General features: G+C 52.5%; 15 protein-coding genes and 2 pseudogenes. 9 read left to right on the top strand and 8 right to left on the bottom strand.

Features of this window, described 5'->3' with window-relative positions; translation table 11 throughout:
- The first annotated feature begins 107 nt into the window (after positions 1-107).
- Positions 108-812, top strand: coding sequence for an IS6 family transposase (locus tag QWU00_RS16575; RefSeq protein WP_150395693.1), 705 nt, complete (start codon positions 108-110; stop codon positions 810-812).
- A gap of 180 nt (positions 813-992) precedes the next feature.
- On the opposite strand, the pseudogene QWU00_RS16570 reads toward QWU00_RS16575, so the two are convergent.
- A pseudogene (locus QWU00_RS16570) lies at positions 993-1196 on the bottom strand (transposase); the annotation flags it as partial.
- Between the two features lie 360 nt (positions 1197-1556).
- On the opposite strand from QWU00_RS16570, the gene QWU00_RS16565 reads away from it, so the two are divergent.
- The gene (locus QWU00_RS16565; protein WP_150395694.1) at positions 1557-2201 is read left to right on the top strand and encodes a ParA family protein; all 645 of its coding nucleotides are present in this window, start codon (positions 1557-1559) and stop codon (positions 2199-2201) included.
- Positions 2198-2905, top strand: a complete 708-nt coding sequence (locus QWU00_RS16560) for a hypothetical protein (RefSeq protein WP_150395695.1) — start codon at positions 2198-2200, stop codon at positions 2903-2905. Before QWU00_RS16565 ends, QWU00_RS16560 begins: the two co-directional genes overlap by 4 nt.
- A 425-nt stretch (positions 2906-3330) precedes the next feature.
- Here the strand turns inward: QWU00_RS16560 and QWU00_RS16555 are convergent, their stop codons facing one another.
- Positions 3331-4254, bottom strand: coding sequence for a replication protein RepA (locus QWU00_RS16555; RefSeq protein WP_193562569.1), 924 nt, complete (start codon positions 4252-4254; stop codon positions 3331-3333).
- A 525-nt stretch (positions 4255-4779) separates the two neighbouring features.
- Between QWU00_RS16555 and QWU00_RS16550 the strand changes: the two genes are divergently transcribed.
- Positions 4780-5576 (top strand): IS5 family transposase gene (locus tag QWU00_RS16550; protein ID WP_197459167.1). Its coding sequence is split into 2 segments (ribosomal slippage): positions 4780-5119 and positions 5119-5576, totalling 798 coding nucleotides; the frame shifts between segments, so codons are not numbered across the junction.
- Between the two features lie 6 nt (positions 5577-5582).
- Here QWU00_RS16550 and QWU00_RS16545 read toward each other — a convergent pair.
- Together QWU00_RS16545 and QWU00_RS16540 are read right to left on the bottom strand one after the other, a co-directional pair.
- Complete coding sequence (locus tag QWU00_RS16545) at positions 5583-7019, bottom strand: tyrosine-type recombinase/integrase (RefSeq protein WP_150395683.1); 1437 nt, start codon at positions 7017-7019, stop codon at positions 5583-5585.
- The gene (locus QWU00_RS16540) at positions 7009-7563 is read right to left on the bottom strand and encodes a phosphate-starvation-inducible PsiE family protein (protein ID WP_408835052.1); all 555 of its coding nucleotides are present in this window, start codon (positions 7561-7563) and stop codon (positions 7009-7011) included. Before QWU00_RS16540 ends, QWU00_RS16545 begins: the two co-directional genes overlap by 11 nt.
- A gap of 263 nt (positions 7564-7826) precedes the next feature.
- Here QWU00_RS16540 and QWU00_RS16535 point away from each other — a divergent pair, with 263 nt between their 5' ends.
- From QWU00_RS16535 to QWU00_RS16525, 3 genes and pseudogenes are all read left to right on the top strand, one after another.
- On the top strand, positions 7827-8111 hold the full coding sequence (locus QWU00_RS16535; protein ID WP_035362983.1) for a toxin-antitoxin system TumE family protein: 285 nt from the start codon (positions 7827-7829) through the stop codon (positions 8109-8111).
- Complete coding sequence (locus tag QWU00_RS16530; RefSeq protein WP_061490238.1) at positions 8099-8479, top strand: HVO_A0114 family putative DNA-binding protein; 381 nt, start codon at positions 8099-8101, stop codon at positions 8477-8479. Before QWU00_RS16535 ends, QWU00_RS16530 begins: the two co-directional genes overlap by 13 nt.
- A 104-nt stretch (positions 8480-8583) precedes the next feature.
- Positions 8584-8682 (top strand): annotated as a pseudogene (locus QWU00_RS16525) (transposase); the annotation flags it as partial.
- An 11-nt stretch (positions 8683-8693) separates the two neighbouring features.
- Here QWU00_RS16525 and QWU00_RS16520 read toward each other — a convergent pair.
- The 3 genes from QWU00_RS16520 to QWU00_RS16510 form a co-directional block, all read right to left on the bottom strand.
- Positions 8694-9457, bottom strand: a protein-coding gene (locus QWU00_RS16520; RefSeq protein WP_099045773.1) for an IS5 family transposase whose coding sequence is annotated in 2 segments (ribosomal slippage) — positions 8694-9124 and positions 9124-9457 — 765 coding nt in all. Because the reading frame shifts where the segments join, the coding sequence is not laid out codon by codon here.
- Positions 9458-9576: 119 nt separating this feature from the next.
- Complete coding sequence (locus QWU00_RS16515; RefSeq protein ID WP_150395682.1) at positions 9577-11676, bottom strand: prolyl oligopeptidase family serine peptidase; 2100 nt, start codon at positions 11674-11676, stop codon at positions 9577-9579.
- 137 nt (positions 11677-11813) lie between these two features.
- Positions 11814-15110 (bottom strand): TonB-dependent receptor plug domain-containing protein, encoded by a 3297-nt coding sequence (locus QWU00_RS16510; protein WP_150395681.1) that lies wholly within the window; start codon positions 15108-15110, stop codon positions 11814-11816.
- A gap of 423 nt (positions 15111-15533) precedes the next feature.
- On the opposite strand from QWU00_RS16510, the gene QWU00_RS16505 reads away from it, so the two are divergent.
- Both QWU00_RS16505 and QWU00_RS16500 read left to right on the top strand, forming a co-directional pair.
- Entirely contained in the window at positions 15534-17684 is a 2151-nt protein-coding gene (locus tag QWU00_RS16505; protein WP_150395680.1) for a M3 family metallopeptidase, read from the top strand.
- A 375-nt stretch (positions 17685-18059) separates the two neighbouring features.
- On the top strand, positions 18060-19139 hold the full coding sequence (locus QWU00_RS16500) for an IS5 family transposase (RefSeq protein ID WP_150395679.1): 1080 nt from the start codon (positions 18060-18062) through the stop codon (positions 19137-19139).
- A 458-nt stretch (positions 19140-19597) separates the two neighbouring features.
- Here QWU00_RS16500 and QWU00_RS16495 read toward each other — a convergent pair whose 3' ends face one another.
- Entirely contained in the window at positions 19598-21322 is a 1725-nt protein-coding gene (locus tag QWU00_RS16495; protein WP_150395678.1) for a DUF885 domain-containing protein, read from the bottom strand.
- Between the last annotated feature and the right edge of the window lie 220 nt (positions 21323-21542).

The raw sequence follows: 21542 nt of genomic DNA, 5'->3' as shown, positions 1-21542 counted from the left end.
TGAGCAGTCCGGCTTCGTTGGCGGAGCGGATCATGTCCGGAAAGCCCATGCGGTCATATTCCTCGGGGGGAGCTGTCACGTTACCTGTAGTGTGATAGAGAGGAGTGATGAGCAAAGAGGTTGTGAGCTACAAAAGGCATCGTTTTCCACGCGAAGTGATCGCGCATGCGGTATGGCTGTATTTCCGGTTTCCGCTGAGTTTCCGCGTGATTGAGGAGATGCTGCTCGAACGCGATCTCATTGTGTCGTATGAAACGATCCGTCGCTGGAGCCAGAAGTTCGGCGCGGCCTTTGCCCGCTCGCTGCGCCGTAAGGCCGCCAGAGCCGGTGATATCTGGCATCTCGACGAGGTCCAGATCGTGATCCATGGCCAGCCACATTGGCTGTGGCGCGCCGTTGATCAGGATGGCTATATCCTTGACGAGATCCTGCAGAGCCGCAGGAACACCAAAGCCGCCCGGCGTCTGCTGACGCGGCTGCTGAAAAAGCAGGGTATCCGGCCCGCGCGCATGGTCACCGACAAACTGGGATCCTACGGTGCGGCCAGACGGAAACTGAAGCTCACGTTCAGGCATCTGTCCCACAAGGGACTGAACAACAGGGCGGAGAACAGTCATCTGCCACTGCGAAAACGCGAACGGGTCATGCAGAAATTCCGCTCTCCCGGAGGCTGCCAGCGCTTCGTCTCCGTCTTCTCCGCCGTCCGCAACCTCTTCGTCCCGCCAGCCTCCATCCACAACGCCCTGGACCGTCACATCCATCGTATCCGCGCCTTCGCCCAATGGAACAAGGCCACCCAGCTGACAGCCTGAAAACTTCACGGCAGAGCGTTACTCAACACACTACAGTTAACGTGACAGCTCCGCCCCATTCCCGCGGCTCATGGTGTGGTGCGCTGGCGATTGCGTGATCTGTGCCTGCTTTTTGAGGGCTCCGGCACTGTGCTGATGCGCCCGGACAATCGCGCTGTCGATGACACCGCTTTCACACCGCCGCCGCAGACGCCGGTGGACATTTTTCCAGTCCCCGAAACGAGTAGGAAGGTCACGCCATGGAATGCCCGCGTGATAGCGATGCAGCACGGCCTCCACGAACAGGCGGTTGTCAGCAGCCGTGCCGCCGACATGACCTTCACGACCGGGGAGAAGGTCCTTTATCCGCTCCCATTGATCATCGCGTAAACCGTAGCGCTGCATCTGTTTCTCTCCCCCAAAACCGAGAAACCAGTCAGCAAAGAGCAACAGAAAGTACAACCCTCACACAATGCTCTCAGCGATTAACTGGCGACACGCCGTAGGACTGGTCCGTAGATAATGAGATAGCCGCTACTTTTGCTTTTTTTTTGTGCGTTGGCTTCAAACCCCGCGCTAACGCAGAGTTTGAGGCTAACTCAGGGAACGACCTCATCAATAAATGGAATAGCGTATTCACCATAAACGGGTCCCTTGCAAAATTAGACATGTCTAATTTAATTAACAGCTTGATGGAGGTGGGCTGGCTCGTTATGTTCACGACGTTAGAAAAATTAGACATGTCTAATTGGAGCGAACAACCTTATGACGAAAATCATACTTATATCCTCGCCCAAAGGTGGTAGCGGAAAGTCGGTCATAACGAGGCATCTCCTCGTTGCCGCTGCGCAGCAAGGTAAAAAAGTTATTGGAATCGACTTTGACCGCCAAGGGACCATAGACAAGTGGGGCAGACGCCGGTCCGCGCTTCGTTTGAAAATGCCAGATTTTATCGATATTCCTGTCGTTGCGGCTCAGTTGCAAGATTGGCGGGCCGGCCTTGGCAGATCGTCCGGTTATGATATAGCGATTATTGACACCCCGCCTAGCGTCGAAGACCATATGTCTGCAATTACAGGTCTGGCGCAAGCAGCTAACATAGTTATCGTTCCGTCAGCTTGCACGCAGGACGACGTCGATAGTGTAGCACCCTGGATCGAAGTGCTAAGACAATCAACGAACAACTCGGCTGTTGTGCTCAACCGAGCCAACCGTCGCACCAATTCGTTTGCCAGGGTTCGCGGCAGGCTAATTAAGGTTGCTGATGTTGCGCCCGTTGAAATTCCACAATTGGAGGATGTCCACGTTCCTAGTGGTCAAGGCTTGACACTTCTTGATTTCACCAAAAGTCGAGGTCAAGAACCGTTCGAAGAACTATGGGCTTTCGTTGACAGGAAAATCAATCAATGAGTAAGTCACATCGCATTTCTAGAAGCTCATTAAAAAACATGATGGAAGATGAGGTTGCGCCGGACATCGTTGATCCACGTGCTCACATGCTCACTGAGCGGGTGAGCGTGGATACAAATGTTATGAGTGCCATTCAGGATATTTTCGCTGGCACTTCGGTCGCCACGAGCAACGAGAAAATATCTAAAATATTGGCCGTGCGGGCTGAAGTTAACCAAAATTGGAGTCAAGCACGTGACGCGTTCCTCGCTATCGGGCGCGCATTACTTGACCTAGAAACGGTCTTATCTAAATCGGAGTATGTCAAACTACGTCAAGGATCAGAGCGATTGTTCCCATTTTCGGACGCCACTGCAACTCAACTGCGCCGCATTGCGAAAGCCGTGGAAGACGGTGTCATCCCCCGGGATCTTTGTCCAGGGAGCTACGGAACAGCCTACCAAATTACGCTTCTTAACGAGCGTCAGTTGCAATTAGCGAAAGATAGGGGCCTCATAAGGCCAGATGTTACGCGTCGTGAGATAGCACGTTTGCGCAAAGAAACGGTCTTTTTGCCTGAACCAACTGGACGCGTTAATATTGAAGCCCTGAAAGAGGAGTATAAAAGACTAATGAGGCAAAAGCAAAAACTTGAAGATGAGATAGCCTCTATCAATAACCGGGCATCGGAAATCGAAGAGAATCTTGGCCATCTCCTTCATTAGTTCACAAGCGCTCGGCCTCTAGCATTCTCTGACCGGAAGATATCGCATGGTGCGAGCTTGTAGCGTCTTTTATCTCCTCCCTAACAAGATGTGGGAACGTTAGAGAGATTCGCCGCCTGATACTCTGTCATTTTAGATGTTGAGCAAAACAGGAGCCGTCTTTATTCGTTATTGCTGCTATGGTGGTGGTTGCGTTCGTTCCTCTACTCTGACGGCGAGTAACTCTTGCGAGATTGGTATGAGTCCACTGTCGGTTACAGAGGTGCGACATCCTTGTAAGTTTCGCTACTCTATGATCTCTCCATAGTAGGAACTCTAGTGGGATTTGTTTACGCTATGCCTTTTCTAACCCGTCAAACATGGGGTTGATCAGGCAAATACAGCCTTCAGTGATGTTGCTATACGCCATTCCTGTCGTGGGGACTTTAGCGGGCTATACCCTTCGTGCGAGGGGCCACAGGTGGTCGAGATGGATGGAGAATCAACCCAACTTTTGTAATATCAGTTTTAGCAAAAGGGTAGACTGCAAGAGCCAGTTTCAAGTTGTCTATGAATTTAGGTCGAAAATGATCGATACGGGTCACACCAGCGCCGAACTGTGCTTTCAACGCAGGCCAAGTGATCGCCGTAGGTGTCTTCAATACGTGTAGGCGGTACGCGAGCCAGCAATATATGTCTAATGCCTGACTATGCCCGTTTAGAGCCTTAATGGCCGCTTCTTCGATTGGGATAGGATGCTTCTGTAGTTGCTCAAAGAATATCTCTGACAATTTGGCGCGCTCGAGAAATTGCTGTCTCCCATCATCGTCTTTGTGGTCGACGAAAATTGCGCCATCAACGATATTTTGGTTGATTAACCCGCTAGAGTTCCCAGCTTGAAAATGAAAAGACATCCGGCAGCGAAAGATGCGTTCGGCTTGTTCTTTAACGTCTTTGATAGATTTTCCACCTTGAGGGATACCCATCCTCTTTAGCCAATCTCTGAGAGACTTCCCTAGCTCGATCTCGCGGTTTTGTGTTTTGATGGCCTCAGTTTGTAAATAAAGCATAATAAGACGAGCTTTACTGCCAAAAGGTACCCCGACTGAGATGGGACTTGCGCCTCGGACTGCTCTTCGGCCTGGTTCAACAATCATCACGGCTCTGTCAGTTTCAATCTGCCAAACAGCGTCATCGGCCAATCGCTTATGAGGCAGTCCAACGTGGGCAAAGCCGCTGTAAAGGAAACCTATGCCAGGGTCTTCATAGGCCATATAGTCCGCCGCAATTTCGATTACTTTGCGATCTTCATCGAACGACAACGCTCCTTGGCGACCGTGTTCCTCTATGAGCTGGTGAACAGTCCCCACACGTAGGCTCCTTTACACTTTGGATAAACTTAGCAGCAATTTTGAATGCGGAAAGTGGGAACTTTGGCGGGCCCGTCAAATCGTGCCGGCCAAATATTTGTATTTTTATTATCTTTATTAGTATGTCCCCCCAAAGTCCCCGGAATAAATTCAAAAAATCCTTAATCTTCCTTACATTGCTCCGCTAGAGTTCCCACTTAGTCCCGCCAATGTCCCCAGTTTTCCCCGCCAAAGTTCTCATGGTTACGCCAAAGTCCTCGGGATACGTGTGTAAAAAAGTTCAAGTAGGCTGTCGCGTTTGGTTTTGCCTTAGTGATGAGTAATGGAGGCGACGGCGTTTATGCGGCCGTCAGTCAGTAGTTATCCATTCAGGCCCGAGGAAAAGAAGCGGCGGTCATACTCATTCGTGGCACATCATGGCCTGTCCTGACCGCTGCCTTTGTTGCATACAGAGACCCGGTTTTCATAAAATCGGTTCTGATCCTAGGGCCTGTTAGATCTTGAATTTCTTCCCATATTGTAGGGATGGAAGAAGGAGACAGAACAGGCACCTTTACGGACGAGACATGGGCGATCTGGGAACCTCTGATTGAGGCGGTTCGCCCAAGGGGCAAGACGCCGCCCCATGATCTGCGGCGTACGATAGCAGCAATTTTCTGGCGCCATGAGAATGGCGCGAAATGGCGGAGCATCCCCGCTGAACTGGGTCCATGGTGGCGGGCGGCGCAGCTTTTCATCCGCTGGGCGAAACTCGGCGTATGGGAACGCCTGCTCGAACTGGTTCAGGAACAACAGGGAGTGGCGTTCGGAATGACTTTTCTGGATGGTACGAACATCAGGGCTCACCACAAGGCGGCGGGAGCCCAAAAAAAGGGGCCTCTTTCGAAGAGCGGGACCATCGTGAAGCACTTGGCCGCTCTCGCGGCGGCTATGGCACGAAAGTCTGCGTGATCGCTGATGGACATGGAAAAGCCTTCGGTTTTGCGCTGGCCCCCGGACAGGCTCATGAACTGCCCCTGGCACCAGCCATGCTCGACAACCTTCCCGCCATTCCCCTGTGGGTAGTGGCGGACAAGGGCTATGCGTCGAATGCCTTTCGTGAACGGATATGGGACATGGGAGCCCGGCCCGCCATTCCTGCGAAACGACGCGATGGCCCGGTCGCCTGCCCAAAATGGGCCTATCGGTGTCGACATCTTGTCGAGAACCTCTGGGCTCGCCTCAAGGAGTGGCGCGCTGTCGCAACCAGATACGAAAAAACAGCAACGTCGTTCCTCGCGGTCATCCACATCGCTGCCGCAGCAGACTGGATCAAGCCCTAACAGGCCCTAGAACCTACTGCGCCCGGGATGTCTCTCCTTGATACTCGCTTCGTCGATGTAGGTTTCGACGATCTGCAGGCTTCTGTGTCGGGAGAAGCGTTTCAGTTCCAGCAGGTCGTAGCCGTCCTTTGCGCCGGTGCCAATGGCACCGCGCCGAAGACTATGACCCGAGAAGTCGCCTTCCAGACCAGCCGCACCACACCGCTTGCGAATAATGTCCGCGACAGAACGGTCGGAGAGCGCGACAGCACCGATCTTCGGCGGTGCAGGGGGCTCACCGGGCCGGGATACTGGCGCAAGCCAGATCCGTCGAAACACCGGCCCAGCTTCTATGCCGGCGATCCTGAGCCAGGCTTCATAGGCCCGCACCGGACAGTTCCGGGTAATCCCACGCGGAATGCCGATCAGCACCCCTTTTGCGGCCGGGTCGCCTTTCGATCGCCTCAGCCGGATCCGCATGCCATCATCGTCGGTGACGATGTCGCTGGCCTCCAGACCGGCCAGCTCGGAGCGCCGGAATGCTCCTGCAAAACCGAGCAGGAGGATCGCACGATCACGGACGGCAACCGGATCCTGCCCCTGGATCGCATCGACCGCTTCGGTCAGCCGGTCCCAGGTGAGGGCAGTCTTCTGACGTGGTGCAGGATCGTCGTCCTCCCGCCGGATACCGGCCAGCGTGGCCGAAACAAGGGGATGGGATGTCGGCACGGCAACCTGTGCAAGATGATGCAGATAGCGCAAGGCGGCCCGGTGAAGATCGATGGTGCTGGTTCTGCGCTTGCGCAGCGCCATGTCGGCAAGATAAGCGGCGACGTCCTCACTGCGTGCGGGAAGGGCAGGGAGGTCGTGGGTATTGGCCCACTGGCACCAGGCCCGCACAGCGGCGCGGTATCCCCGTAACGTGTTGGCGGCCTTGCTTCGTTGCACGTAGGCGTCCACCGCCTGGCGTGCGGTGTGCAGCTTTCCGTCGTGCGCGGGGACCGGCTGGGAAGACACGAGGGCGAACCAGCGGGCGACAGTTACCGGCGTCTGCCCGACGGGCGGTGGTGGTCGGGCAGGGGGAGCGGAAACGGGAGTGGCTTCTTCCTCGATGTTTCGGATCCAGGCCACGAACCGTGGAATACCGTCGTCGATTTCCAGCCCGACCGCCAGCTCGGATCCGATCGGCGCATCGCCGAGATGATCGCGTGCCAGATGCTCGGCCGCGGCGAGATAGGGCATGGCGCGCCCGATCGTGCGATCGGGCGCATACGCCCCATCGGGCATCTCGGTTCCAGCGATCACTAGGGGAAGGGGAGGGGAAAATCGCGCCGTCGACAGGATCTGGCTGGCTGCCGTCAGGTCTGTGTGCTCCAGCTGGCTGCGGGTGAGGCGATCGACCCGCTCAAGGATCGCGCGATGCGCTCTGGCCCGTGACCCGAGAACGCGGACCTCACTGAGCATCCGGCACATCCTTCCTGAGGGACGCGTCCTGTTGGCGGATGCGTGCGTCGGCACGGGCGTCCTGGTCGCGCACAAGCCAGTAGACGATCCCGAGAGCGAGGACCGCAGCGGCGAGGGAGAGCACGTCCATGGGTGCGATGGTCTGCAGGTCCAGGAGGATGAACTTGCGTGCGATCGCGAGCAGGGCGATCAGGACGATCGTGCGCACCCGTACGATATTCTCGCCATGGGCGAGCACGGCCAGCAGGGAGCGCTTGAATTCGAGGGCGATCAGAACTGTGAAGACGGCCCCGAAAACGGTCTGGAACACCCCCTGGTCCGTGGGATCGACGGCAGAACTGGAGAGCAGGTGCCAGACCGCCACCACGAGGTGAGCGGTAGCCGAGACCGTAACGGCCATGATCAGACCGATCAGGACGAGCATGATAGCCTGCTCGAAGCGCTCATAGAGCGTCAGACCACTTGAAGGCGAAAGCATATTGCGCCACGGCGTGGTCCAGCGGCGGGCGGTACGGGGAGTGGATGAAGAGGGCTGCATGATCATAGGGCTCCGGTTTCGGCGACAATCATCGTTCAGAGAGAATAATTCCCCGCCCGGGTGGCGCTGTCAATCTACTTCCGACAAGGAAAATTATCGGAAGTAGTGGATGGGGAAGGGGGCGGATTTTCGAAAAAAGACGGAGTTTGAAGCTAAGTATGGTATAGGGTAAATATACTCAACAATTGGTGTTCTATCAGTGGTGCCGTCGCGCCAAGGAATCGTTGTTGTTGTGGACAACGACAACATGCTAAATTATAATCGTCTCCATGACGAAAGCCCGTTCCATTATGAAAGAGAAAATCACCCTTTCAGAACGGGTGTTTATCGAATTGGTGGTCTGGGAGGTTCCTTCTCCCTTGAGAGGCAGTTTGCACCACTACAAGTATCGTCTGGCTCTGATATCGGATGGCAAATGCGTTCTGCGATATGACAATGAGTCAGGAAAAGGAGACCATAAACACATAGGAGCCGTAGAAGTTTCTTACACATTTCAAGATTTGCAGACCTTAAAAGATGATTTTTTGGAGGATGTGAGAGAATGGTTGAAATGAAAGACGTTCTGCGTAGCCAGAAGAAGAAAGAAATTCTTCTGATTGGTTTCGATGGTTTGGATGAGGTGGGCAAACGACTGGCTGCAGCGTTTGAAGGTAAAAAACAGGAGCCCCGTCATACATTCATAACGCTTGATCTCATGTGGAGAACGCTGACACCACGTCGTCAGGAGTTGTTGCAGGTGATGTCAGGCCGAAAGCCCATGTCGATAAGAGGTCTGAGTAAGCTCATTGGACGGGACGTGAAAGCTACTCACGGTGATATTCAAGTCTTGTTGACAGCAGGTCTGCTTGAAAAGATCGGCGATAAAGTCGTATTTCCTTACGATGGGTTCCATGTGGACTATGAATTGAAAGCCGTAGCTTAAATTATCAGGATTGATGAGGTTTAGGATGTCTTATGGTAATCCCCCCATAAAAAGAGTGACTTTTGAATGAGAATTTTCTCAGCGTAAGAATTGAGGAGATTCTGATGAAGAGTGATCGCTTTACTGACGCCAAGATCATGGGTGTGATCCGCCAGGCTGAGGGCGGTGTCCCGGTTCCTGACCTGTGCCGGGAGCATGGGATTAGGCTCAGGACTCATTCTTTGAGATAGAAGATGAAACTTGCTGCGATATGGATTGCTGACATGAATGTGTGAGCGCACCGGTCGTAGCGTGTTGCGACACGCCGCCAGTCTTTGAGCTTTGCGAACATATTTTCGATGAGGTGACGCTTTTTATACAGATGCCAGTCGTAAGGCGGCTTTGATTTCCGGTTCTTCTTCGGCGGAATACAGGCGGTGATATTCCGGTCTGCGAGAGACTGTCTGATTTTATTACTGTCGTATCCCCGGTCCCCGAGAATTTCTTGTGTTTCTTCCGGCAGATTTGCCAGCAGAACATCCGCGCCTTTGAAGTCACTGACCTGACCTGCGGTCAGATGCAGCCGGACAGGGCGGCCCTGACTATCGCATACAGCGTGAAGCTTTGAGTTCAGTCCGCCTTTCGTGCGTCCGATATGGCGGGGAAAAGCCCCTTTTTGAGCAGGGAGGCCGCGGTCCGGTGTGCTTTCAGATGTGTTGCATCGATCATCAGACGCTTCGAACGGCCTGCCTGCTCCGTCAGGGCGACGAAGATCCGGTCAAAGACACCCAGGCGGCTCCACCGGATAAACCGGTTGTATAAAGTCTTGTGCGGGCCATACGCTTTCGGGGCGTCTTTCCACTGAAGGCCGTTGCGGATCACGTAAACGATCCCGCTCAGGACACGACGGTCATCGACACGCGGCACACCATGCGCCAGTGGAAAAAACGGCTTAATCCGTTCCATCTGGTGCTCAGACAGCAAAAACACGTCACTCACAGCTTCACCTCCATCGGTAAACCTGTGAATCACAACAGCCCGCTCAACTCAAGAAATTAACAGGTCCTGAGCCTAGAACAACTCCATACTTTCCATCCTCTAACCGACAATATGTAATATCAATTCATCAGTTTCTCTTGAAAATATGTCATTGTCAGGGCCTGCGTGCGGGCTGATTGCTTAAGATCCGCACCCGAGCCGTGGCCGCCTTCGGTGTTTTCATAATAGTAGAACGGAAGTTTCAATTCTTCCATTCGCGCAGCAAATTTCCGCGCGTGCTGTGGCCCAACACGGTCGTCTTTGGTCGTGGTGAAGATGAATGGTTCTGGATACTTCACACCTGCTTTCAGATTTTGATATGGCGATGTCTTCTGCCAGAACGCCATAACAGCAGGGTCCGCGTTCACGTCCCCATATTCGCCTTGCCACGATGCGCCGGCGGCGATTTTTGAGATACGGATCATGTCCAGCAAAGGCACCTGAATGACAACTGCATTCCACAAATCAGGGTGCTGTATAAACTCTACGCCCATCAGCAAGCCACCATTCGAGCCACCTTCAATGCCTAAACGGCGTGGCGAGGTGATTTTACGCCTATCAAGATCCTTGGCGACGGCAGCGAAATCATCGTAAGTAACCTGCCTTTTGGTACCTAGGCCAGCATCATGCCACTTAGGGCCAAATTCACCACCCCCACGGATATTGGCAAGCACAAACGCGCCTCCCCGCTCCAGCCACAGTTTACCGACAGTGGCAGAATAGTACGGCGTTTCGCTAGCCTCGAAACCGCCATAAGCCGTCATGAGCGTAGGGGTCTGTCCATCGTAATGGATGTCTTTCCGATGAACGACGAAGTACGGTACTTTCGTACCATCGGTGGAAGTGGCTTCAAACTGTTCTACTATGTCATGCGTGGCATCAAACTGCGCCGGCAGCGTCTTGATGGGTTCCAGCGTGCCTTTTCCTGTGTCGGACAAGTAGAGTGTAGACGGTGTAAGAAAACCACTGGCACTAAGGAAGGCATTATCGGACACTGAGTCAGTTGATCCCCACCTGATGGCAAGATTATTGGGTAATGGCAAAGACTGCGTTTTCCACTGTCCCCCCGATGCAGGTTTGATAACGGTGGCTCGACCCTGAACATTATGCAGTGTGGCCATAAGCAGGTTATTCTTCGTTGATGTCGTGCCGTTCTGGGCATCCTTGGGGCCAGGAACCCATACTGGTTTCGGATCAAGATCCTGCGGATTGGCAAGCAGTGCATCGCGGCTTACAGAAACAAGGGAACCTGCTGGGTGCCCCTTCCATAGTTCACCCAAGGAAAGAATGACCCGGTTATCCACCAGATCAACAACATCAACCTTTTCGGGAATAGCAAGACGTTGCACACCTTTGGGTGTAATAACGAATGTCTGATGGTGAAACGTGTCCAATGGACGAATTATAACTGCCAGTCGCCTGCCCTGTCCATCGCGCAGAACAGCAGGATCGACACCATACCCGCCATCACTTTTATCTCCGCGGTAGATTTCGACTGCTTGAGCAAGTGTTTGCCCACGTGTGAGACGTTTAACAATGTAAGGATATCCGGAAGCAGTGACATCACTCGGCATCCAGTTTGTCGAAACCAGAAGATGATCAGAATCTTCCCATGCCACCCGATGCTTGCCCCGAGGAAGATGAAAACCATTAAGCACAAAACTCTTTCGCTCAACATCAAATTCGCGGATTTCTACTGCATCTTCTCCCCCATTGGAAAGAGAAATCAGGCAGCGCTCCTGATCAGGTTCCAAACAATCGAGGCCACGTAGAACCCAGCTTTTGTTCTCAGCCTTACCAAGAGCGTCAATATCCAGAACCGTGGACCATTGCGGTTGGGCGGAACGATAGCTGACAAGGGTCGTTTTTCGCCAGATACCGCGTAAATGATCTGAATCCTGCCAGAAATTGAAGATCTCGCCATGAGTAAAACTTGGGACAGGAATCCGATCTTTAGTAGAGTAGGCAGCAAGAGCCTGCTCATAAAGAGTTTTATATCGAGAATCGGCTTCCAATCGCTTTGTTGTTGTAGCGTTATGAGCATTGACCCAAGCCATGGCGCGCGGAGATGCAACGTCTTCCAACCAGATATAAGGATCGGAAGGAGCCGCATGGGCGCTGGCGATAACAGTGGAAGCAAGCAAGGCTGTGACGACGAGATTTTGGCGAACAGTAAGCAAGGCGGCATCCTTATTTCGGCGACGACAAAGTCATGACCATACGAGAACAGCAAGTTTTGGGGAGCAGAGCACAAGGATGCCCCCCAACACCACCCGGCGCAATGGTCAGGATGCCGAAACAACCTGACCAAAGTTTCTTAGAATTCCACGCCAGCCTGAACCTGGAAGTTCCGGCCAATAATGGCATCCCAGTAGCGGTTAGTGCTGCCCTGATATGGATACTGCGGCTTGGCGTCAAACACGTTGTTCATCACAAAGCTCACATTGTAGTGCTTGGCAAAGGTGTAGCCAATGGTCGTGTTGAACATGAAATACTGCTTCATGGTGTTATTCGGATATAGGCTATCCGAAACCTGAAGCGCGTACTTGGCTTTTCCGTAATACATCATCTGCCACTGCACGAACAACGGACCACGCATATAGTTAAAGTTGGCGGTAAAGTTGTCACGCAGATCGCTTGATGTGCCCAGATAGTCATACTGGCTGGTCAGGATTGAGCCATTATGAATAAAGCCGTGCTTATAGTTCACAGTCGTCTGAAGCGCACCATCATCTTCGGAAAGTCCCAGCTTGCTCAAAGGCAAGAAGTAAGACAAATGCGCCTGCAGAGCACGATAATGTTCGGTCCCGATATTATAGTAACCTTCCTGGTAACCTTGGTTAACCTGACCATTTGAATCACGCGAGAACGCCTGACAATACTGGTTGTTCGGGTAAGTCGTGGAATCATAGCAGGCGGCCATGATGCTTCCGATCCCAAGAGAAGAAATTTCGTTCTTTACGCGAACATCATAGAAGTCCGCACCAATTGTCAGACCCCGAACCCAGCGCGGCTGGAAAGAAGCTCCCCCCGTGAACTGGGTTGACTGTTCGTTCTGCAAGTGCCGGTTACCACCGGAAAGACCCTTAATAGTAAATTTCTGGATATTGGACTGGAAGTTAGCCGGGACACTAGCTTTCTGACAGTTCGCACGCCGGAGAGCTGGGTTGGGCCCTGAGTTGATGGAGGAAACGTCACACGGGTCCGTGCCGGTGTCAAATACCGTAGCGTCAGGAGAGTAGAGTTCCGTAATGGCAGGTGCACGGAAAGACGTTGTGTAGTTGCCGTGGAAAACAATATCTTTCACCGGCGCATAGCTACCGCCGCCAGAATAGGCCCAGAACCCGCCCGTTGCGCTGTTGTTCACATAACGGCCAGAACCTGTTGCCGTCAGCGCATATACGCCTGGAATGTTCATCTGCGGAGACACAAGCGGAATCATGGTTTCCGCATAGACTTCGTTCGTATGGTACGCACCGCCGACACTCATCGTGGGCACGGAAGAGCCGTACTGCTGGTACGAGCCATCAGACATCAATTCCCCACGGTAGAAATTACCAGGGTTGAAGTTCATACCTTCGTAACGGTGTTCATATCCAAGGTCATACGTCCACTGCCCGCCGGGGAGCTTCACCACGGTGCTTCGAACGTCCGCGTTAAAATCCCACTGCTGATTGATGGATTTTGTGCGGGCGTCTGTCTGAATGTACTCCGCACCCGCTTTGCTGGACTGATTTACCCCAAAAGGATTGAGGGGAGAACAGGTTGAGTTGAGAGACGGATAAGCAGCACTTGTATATCCAGAAGCACACACAATGTTCCCTGCCCCATCAGGCACGGCATTCAGCGCATTGATGTAGTTCTGCGTCAGAATTTCCCGCTTTTCCGTGCTGGAACGGTACTGCCCATATTCGGCACTCCCTTTCCATTCAAATTTGCGGCCTGCAAAATGGAAATCACCCTGCAACCCACCAACAAACCGGAACAGGTTGGTGTTCGTTGTATATTTTCCCGTGTAATAGTCCGTATTTGCCCGCGCCACATAGAACTGGTCCGTGGGCAGTCCGGCTGCTTGCAAATTATTGATAATGGTCGTCCGTTCGGCAGACGTCAGATACGGATTATTGGTGCTGAGTGGTAATGCACCATTGGCGTTATCCATGTCCGTCATGGCACCGCCAAACTGCTGCGTATTATAATAAGGCTGGTTCGCCATATTGGACGCTGAAGACCGAACATACCACCCTTCAAAAGAAGCTCGAAGATGATCGGTAATATCGTAGTGCCCCAACAGGGTCAGGTTAAGGCGCTGCTGGTTGGTAATCAGATTATTGTAATTGCTGATCGGGAAACCATTGTTATTCGCTTTTTTGCCGGTTGCGGTCAGGCCATCTCCAGTAAGTTTGCCGTAACTCAGCGGCACCAGAGACTTACCGTCCTGGCTGAACACCAGTGGCTGACCTGCAGAGTTGGTAATAGCCGTTCCAGCATTTTGCCCATACTTATTGGCAAGGTCATAATATGCGCCAGACATGGATGGCACACCAGCAGTAGTGAACGGCAGATAGTATCTGCCACCACGCGCCAGATCATAACCAGACCCAGCCTGATTACGCACATACTGCAGGCGATCATCACCAGCGCCAACCCAATTGGCACGATCCGCATTGGTCATGCCAAATACCTGATTGTATTCCGTATCGAACACAATAGTGCCACGGTCATGATCAAAATGACGACCGACCTTGCCTGCCAGACGGTAATTGATGGCATCTTGGCGCTGACTGAAGCCAGTCTGGCCGTCCAGCTTCACACCCTGATAATCATCATCCAGAATAAAGTTCTGAACACCGGCAATGGCGTCAGACCCATACACCGGACCGCCAGAACCGACGACGGTATCAACCTTCTTGATCAGCAATGTCGGGATATTGCCCACATCCACCGGCGAACCTGCGACCACACCAAAATTGGAGGAGGTTGCGGAAGAGACAAACCGGCGACCGTTAACCAGTGTCAGCGTACGCTGGGAACCCATATTCAGCAGATCGGCAAAAGTTTGTCCTGCACCGAACGTCCCTTGCGCCCCAATAGGACTGTTGTCCGGAACGGTATAGTTCGGGTTTTCCCGCATCAGCGCCAAGCCAATATTGGTGTAACCCCGTTTCTGGATCTGCTCTGCGTCCAGTTCCGTCGTAGCCATAGTGTTGGTCAAACGGTTCTGCAACAGACGTGACCCCGTAACAGTCACATTTTCTGTGTTCGATTCCGTTCCCGCACTGACATCAGAAGCCTGCTTCATAACTTTTGACGCCACGGAATCCTGATCCGTGGAAGTGGCCTGGCTCTGCGTCGCAGATACAGCGGGCGTCACCGTAGCGGACGTGGTGGTAGAAGCGGCTGCTGTGGGCTGAGATGCTGCCTTTGTAGCAATTTTAGCCTGAGTTTTCTTCGCCTTGCCTGTTTTAGTAGGCGTTTTGGGAGCGACTTCTGCGTTTGTTTGAGCTTCTGCAACGCTTGTCAAAACCGGATTACTAATCGCCAGAACGGGCAAGACGTAGAGCAAAGAGAAGGAAAGTGAGGTTCCCTTCTTCCTACGATGTCCTTGTATCATTCAAAATAGTCCCGAAACTAAGGTTAAATGCTTTTTTAAAAAGCGGTGCCTTTATTAAGAGCCTATTTTTCGATTGGTCGATCCCAAAATTCCGGCTGTGCAATATTTTGCTCAAGAAATGACGCATTTTTGACACAGTTTTCGGCATTGCAATGCATAGCTATAGGGAATTCATGCGCTCTATTCATGTCTCGCGAAGCATCTAACGCTCGGAATAGAGTGTGCAGAGCGTCTTTATTCAATTTTTCTGCTTTTTGCGAGGCCCAAAAGACCTGATTCTCTCTGTTCTTTTATCCTGTATCATAAAAGACACAGGGCTGCCTTGACACCCTTGTTTCTGCCCCATAACCCGGAGGAAGCATGCCTTGGAATGACTGACGTTATACCGGATTGACCAAGGGTCCGGGCCTCAAGGAGAACAGTATGATCCGCCGTTCCTGGCTGTCCGCCATGACAGCCGCCACCTGCCTGACAGGCTGGACTTTCACTGCGAATGCCGCCCCCCTACCGGCCTCTAATCCGTTTGCAGCAGAAAGCACCCTCCCCTACCACGCCCCTCCCTTTAATCTGATCAAGGATTCAGATTACCAACCCGCGTTTGAACAGGGCATGGTGGAGCAGGCGGAAGAAATAAACCGCATCGCCAACAACCCGGAAGCCGCAAGCTTTGAAAACACCATTGCCGCCATGGAGCGCTCCGGGCGGTTGCTTGATCGGGTGAATGAAGCCTTTAGCGGTGTGTACTCCGCCAATACGAATCCGACTCTGGACAAAGTGCAGGAAATCATTGGGCCCAAGCTCTCTGCACATGAGGACAGTATTTACCTCAACCCCAAACTGTTCGCCCGCGTACAATATCTGCACGCACGGCAGGACGCGCTGGGCCTGAATGCCGAACAAAAGCAGGTGCTGGATGTCTATTATCAGGCCTTCATCCACGCAGGTGCTCAGCTTTCTGATGCAGACAAAGCCAAACTGCGCGATCTGAACACCCGGCTTTCCAAGCTGGAAACACTCTTCCAGCAAAAGCTTCTGGCAGCCACAAAAGCCGCCGCTCTGGTTGTTTCAGACAAAGCCAAACTGGCAGGCCTTGATGATGCTGCCCTGACCAATGCCCTGAACGCCGCCAAAGACCGCAAGCTGACGGACAAATGGCTCCTGCCCCTACAGAACACCACGCAGCAACCTCACCTGGCAGCGCTGACAGACCGGGAAACGCGTCAGGCGCTGTTCGAGCAATCCTGGAACCGTGCAGAAAAGGGTGGTGAGAACGACACCCGCGAAACCATTGCCACTCTGGCGCAACTGCGCGCGCAAAAGGCGGCTCTGTTCGGCTACCCGAATTACGCCAGCTATGTTCTTTTTGACCAGATGGCCAAAACGCCAGAAGCCGTTCACAGCTTCATTTCACAGATCGTTCCTGCCCTTGCCACAGAGCAAAAACGGGAAGTCCGTGACCTGCAAAGCCTGATAGAGAGAAGCACCCCCAAGGGCAGCACGTCTTTCCAGCTCAAGCCCTGGGATTGGTCTTACTATGCAGACCAGCTCCGCAAGGAAAAGTTCAACTTTGATGAAAATCAGGTCAAACCATATTTTGAACTGAATACTGTACTTCAGGATGGTGTTTTCTTTGCCGCCAACCGTCTATACGGTATTACTTTCAAACGCCGCACGGATATTCCCGTCTATAATCCCGATGTGATGGTTTTTGAAGTTTTTGACAAAGATGGTTCGGCACTGGGGCTGATCTATTTTGATTACTTCCAGCGTGACAATAAAAATGGCGGCGCCTGGATGTCCAACTTTGTTGGCCAGTCCATTCTGCTGGGCACAAAGCCGGTTGTCTATAACGTTGCCAACTTTGCCAAACCAGCAGCAGGCCAGCCTGCCCTCATCTCGTTTGATGATGTCACAACCATGTTTCATGAATTCGGGCATGCGCTGCATGGGCTGTTTGCCAGCCAGACCTACCCGATTGTCTCGGGCACTTCCGTGGCACGAGACTTTGTGGAATTCCCCTCCCAGTTCAATGAACACTGGGCGCTGGATGCCACTGTGCTGAACCACTACGCCCGCCATTACAAGACAGGGGCGGCCATGCCCGCCACCCTCGTTGCGCAGTTAAAAAAGGCCGCAGAATTCAATCAGGGTTACAAGTTTGGTGAAGTTGTGAGCGCAGCGGAACTGGATATGGACTGGCACAGCCTAAGCGCTTCAGCGCCCAAGCAGGATGTGGATACGTTTGAAAAAACAGCCCTTGCCAAGATGGGCTTGGATACAGAAAACGTTCCTCCCCGTTACCGCTCCAGCTACTTCCTGCATATCTGGGCTAACGGTTATTCCGCAGGCTATTACGCCTATCTATGGACAGAAATGCTGGATGACGACACATTCGCATGGTTTGAAAAGCACGGCGGTCTGACCCGCCAAAACGGTCAACGCTTCCGTGACATGATCCTCTCTCGTGGCCATACGCAGGACTACGGCCCCATGTTCCGCGCTTTCTATGGCAAAGATCCTGATATTGGCCCCATGCTGGCCTCTCGCGGTCTGGCTGACGACACTCAAAAATAGTTCAGACACACAACAAGGCGGTCATTGCAACTCCGGTTGCAAGACCGCCTTTCCTGTATAAGGGCCATAGCAAAATCGGATCTGACCAAGCGTCATATCGCATTGCTCATAAAGGCCTGATTGCACTTTTGTCAGACTTCGCCCTGTGTACGGAGCCTGACAAAAAGAAACAGCCCCAAGGCTGATCTTGCAAACACGAAATACACCTGACTGTTTTATCACTGCCTGCCCAGAATAGGGTTGCTGGCAGAAAACAGGGCGCCCCAGAGAAAAGTGGCACGTCCGTATAGGGACGTGGAGGGTTCTAAAAACCCCCTGGTTTTGAGGTCTTCTGTATGATTCTATTTCTTCTGCGTTGATTGAGGGAATGGCGATATGAAGCAGTCTGGTTTCTTTGATGTTGAAGAGCGTCTTGCCCGGCTGAGTGGGCTTGGCGATCAGCTCGAAGCGTTTTCCCTGACTGTGGATTTTGAAGCGTTCCGTCCTGATCTGGACAAGGCCCTGGCGTATTCCGATGGAAGCAAGGGCGGACGACCGCCATTTGATCCTGTGCTGATGTTCAAGATCCTGGTGATCCAGACGCTCAACAATTTGTCTGATGAGCGGACGGAATATCTGATCAACGATCGCCTCTCCTTTATGCGTTTCCTTGGGCTGGGACTTTCAGATCGGGTTCCGGATGCCAAAACGGTCTGGCTGTATCAAAAGCGTCTGACCCAGGCGGGTGCGATCGATGGGCTGTTCAACCGCTTTGATGCGACCCTGCGTAACGCCGGGTATTTGCCGATGTCAGGCCAGATCCTGGATGCCACGCTGGTAGCGGCTCCGAAGCAGCGGAACACCAATGCAGAGAAAGCCGATCTTCGGGAAGGACGTATTCCTGAAGACTGGCAGGACAAACCCGCAAAGCTGTCGCACAAGGATCGTCATGCGCGCTGGACACTGAAGTTCACGAAGGCGAAGCGGCAGGATGATGGAACCATGCCATCCAGCGATCTCGCCATCCCGTTCTTTGGCTATAAATCGCATGTTTCCATCGATCGGAAATACCGGTTCATCCGCAAATGGAAAACAACGCATGCCGCTGCCAGTGATGGCGCGCGATTGAGAGAGGGGCTTCTGGATAAAACCAATACGGCCTCAAGTGTCTGGGCCGACACGGCCTATCGCTCAAAAGCCAACGAAGACTTCATGGAAAAGCAGGGCTTTGTCTCCAAGGTTCATCGCAAAAAGCCGCATCTCAAGCCTATGCCCCGGCATATCCAGAAATCAAATGCTGGAAAGTCGGTCATCCGCTCGCGTGTCGAGCATGTCTTTGCCGATCAGAAGTCACAGACGGGGCTGTTTGTCCGGACTGTCGGTATCAGTCGAGCCACCATGAGGAGCGGGCTCGCCAATATCGTCTACAATATGCGCCGCCTCCTCTTCCTCGAAAGATTGAACGCGAGCGCATAGCCATCCAGCGAGAGACAACTCCCAATCTGCTCAAAACGCAGACTGGACGCCATCGCAAAAATCGTCAATCAAATCGCCAAAACCCAGAAATTACCGGCCAAGCACATCAATCAAGGGTTCTTCGATCCCTCCAGCTCATGTTTCTTGGAATTTTTACCTGGAAAACAAGTTCGCTGAGCAAGGCGCAATAGACCATAAACTCTGTCGCTGTCATGGCAGGTGTTATTGGGTAAGGATGCCTACGGTAATTGTAGGCTTAGTTTACAGCGCTTCATTACGTATGTTCGGTAAACGCACGTAACCGGCATATGTGTCTGGCGGGACCATGCACTGTCTCTTGCTATAGAAGTGCCTAGAACACTGCGGTGGGGAAGGCAGTCGTCCTTCCCCACCTTCTTTATAAAAACCTCTGTTTTACTTCGCTATCAAGTTTTATAGAGGCCGGAAATCTGAGCTTTTTATTTGGGTACTGCGCTCTCTTTGGTAATAAAGTCTGAGATATGAGCATCAAGAGTGGAAAGCGGAACAGATCCTGTTTCCAGAATGGCATCATGAAACCGCCGGATGTCAAACTTTTTGCCTAGAGTGTGTTCTGCTCTGTGGCGCAGGTCCCATATTTTGGCTTCTCCCAGGTAATAGGAAAGAGCCTGTCCTGGCCAGGAAATATAGCGGTCTATTTCTGTTTCAATCTCATGGTCAGCTAAGGCTGTGTTGTCATGTAAATAAGCCTGAGCTTGTTCCCGCGTCCAGCCTTTGGCATGAATGCCAGTATCCACAACCAGGCGGGCTATGCGCCATGCCTGATAGGAGAGCATACCAAATTTTTCATATGCTGTACGGTAAAATCCCATCTCATCGCCAAGCCTTTCGCAATACAGCGCCCACCCTTCACCATAAGCGGAAATATAGTTTTTGCGGAATTCAGGCAGAGCCGTGTTTTCAGCAACCAGCGAGAGTTGCATGGAATGTCCGGGGGCTGATTCATGCAGTGTTAGCGCTGGCAGAGAGTAAAGCGCGCGGGCTTTCAGGTTATATGTGTTGACGTAATACGTATCTTCCCCGCCGCGTGCTGATGTATAAAAAGGTGCTTCATCTTCAGGCACAGGCTCAATACCAAATCTGTTGCGTGGCAGAAGGCCAAAATAGCGGGATGCCTTGCCATCGAACTCCTTTGCAATCCAGGCCGCATCTTTTAACAATTCCATAGGTGTTTTGGCGTAAAACTGATCATCTGTTCTCAGATACTTCAGAAAATCTGAAAAGCTGCCCTTAAACCCTGTCTGTGCCATGGTTTCCATCATTTCCTGATGGACCTTTTGCATCTCAGCAAGGCCGAAAGCATGAATAGCCTCAGCGGTCATGGAGGTTGTGGTAAATTCGTAAATCTGGCTCTGGTAGTAGCGTTTACCGTCAGGCAGGCTTTCCGCTGCCAGAGGCTGGCGTGCATGCGGCACGTAGTCTGTTGTAAAGAACGTCAGAAAATCACGATAAGTCGGAATAACTTTTTGGGAAATAATGTCCCGTGCGGCCTGAGTCAGTTTTTCCTGCACGTCACGCGGTATGGTGGCCGGATAGTGCCGAAACGGGGCGAAAAAAGGTGTCGCCTCTGGTGTCTTGGCCTCTGCAACCTGGCGTATGCCGCCTTCTCTTCCAACAAGTGTGACATGAGGTGCCGTGAACCCGCGTTGCAGGCCTGCACGCATATTGGCAGTTTGTTCCTGAAAATAGCGGGGGATATCGCCTAGGCGCTTGAGTGCGTTCTGGTAATCTGTCTCTGTCGTAAACTGCGCGCCTTCATTGCTGGAAAGCTCACTCCAGAATGTAGTGTCAGAATTGACAGGCATTTCGTAGCTTTTATAGGCAATCTGGTTTGCCATGACAGTTGCCTGATATTGCAACACATCATAATTCTCCCTCTCGCCTGCTGGCAGGTTTTTGCGGTCAATATGCGTCAAAGCAGACAGAATACCCTGATAGTGCGCACTAATTTTTGCAAAACTGGCCGGGTCAACATGCGGGAGCGAGTCAGTCTGTTGTTTCTGCTGGGCTTTCTGCCACGTGGTATCTGACTCTATCAGCGTTCCCAATGGGGTGGCGGCGTGAGAGGCTGCCAGGGTAGTGGAACTGGCTAAGAGGAATGAGAAAGCCGCTGCGGCCCCCCACAGTGCGGTTGTGTGACGCATCAAGACACCTTGAGACAGAAGTGATACTGTAAACAGGCTTTGATGGAGCCAGTTTATTTTCGTAATCGTTATAAAATCACCTGTTGGGTTAAAAAGAAAGCCCTGCATGGGGTGCTAAAGGGTTCTGGGCTGGGTGTTTTTCGGCTTTCCTGCACCATGGTTCTGCGCCACACAGTGCAGCAGGGATGCACACGCATGTGCGTTTTAGGGCCTGTTAGGG

It is taken from the genome of Acetobacter tropicalis (assembly GCF_030644465.1).
In the GTDB taxonomy this organism is placed as follows: domain Bacteria; phylum Pseudomonadota; class Alphaproteobacteria; order Acetobacterales; family Acetobacteraceae; genus Acetobacter; species Acetobacter tropicalis.
This window is presented reverse-complemented; position numbering and strand designations above follow the sequence as displayed.

Excerpts from the sequence above, each read along its gene's own strand:
- QWU00_RS16535 (WP_035362983.1), top strand. The coding sequence starts at position 7,827 with ATGACGAAAGCCCGTTCCATTATGAAAGAGAAAATCACCCTTTCAGAA.
- QWU00_RS16545 (WP_150395683.1), bottom strand. The coding sequence starts at position 7,019 with ATGCTCAGTGAGGTCCGCGTTCTCGGGTCACGGGCCAGAGCGCATCGC.
- QWU00_RS16565 (WP_150395694.1), top strand. The coding sequence starts at position 1,557 with ATGACGAAAATCATACTTATATCCTCGCCCAAAGGTGGTAGCGGAAAG.
- QWU00_RS16510 (WP_150395681.1), bottom strand. The coding sequence starts at position 15,110 with ATGATACAAGGACATCGTAGGAAGAAGGGAACCTCACTTTCCTTCTCT.
- QWU00_RS16495 (WP_150395678.1), bottom strand. The coding sequence starts at position 21,322 with ATGCGTCACACAACCGCACTGTGGGGGGCCGCAGCGGCTTTCTCATTC.
- QWU00_RS16530 (WP_061490238.1), top strand. The coding sequence starts at position 8,099 with ATGGTTGAAATGAAAGACGTTCTGCGTAGCCAGAAGAAGAAAGAAATT.
- QWU00_RS16540 (WP_408835052.1), bottom strand. The coding sequence starts at position 7,563 with ATGATCATGCAGCCCTCTTCATCCACTCCCCGTACCGCCCGCCGCTGG.
- QWU00_RS16505 (WP_150395680.1), top strand. The coding sequence starts at position 15,534 with ATGATCCGCCGTTCCTGGCTGTCCGCCATGACAGCCGCCACCTGCCTG.
- QWU00_RS16575 (WP_150395693.1), top strand. The coding sequence starts at position 108 with ATGAGCAAAGAGGTTGTGAGCTACAAAAGGCATCGTTTTCCACGCGAA.
- QWU00_RS16500 (WP_150395679.1), top strand. The coding sequence starts at position 18,060 with ATGAAGCAGTCTGGTTTCTTTGATGTTGAAGAGCGTCTTGCCCGGCTG.
- QWU00_RS16560 (WP_150395695.1), top strand. The coding sequence starts at position 2,198 with ATGAGTAAGTCACATCGCATTTCTAGAAGCTCATTAAAAAACATGATG.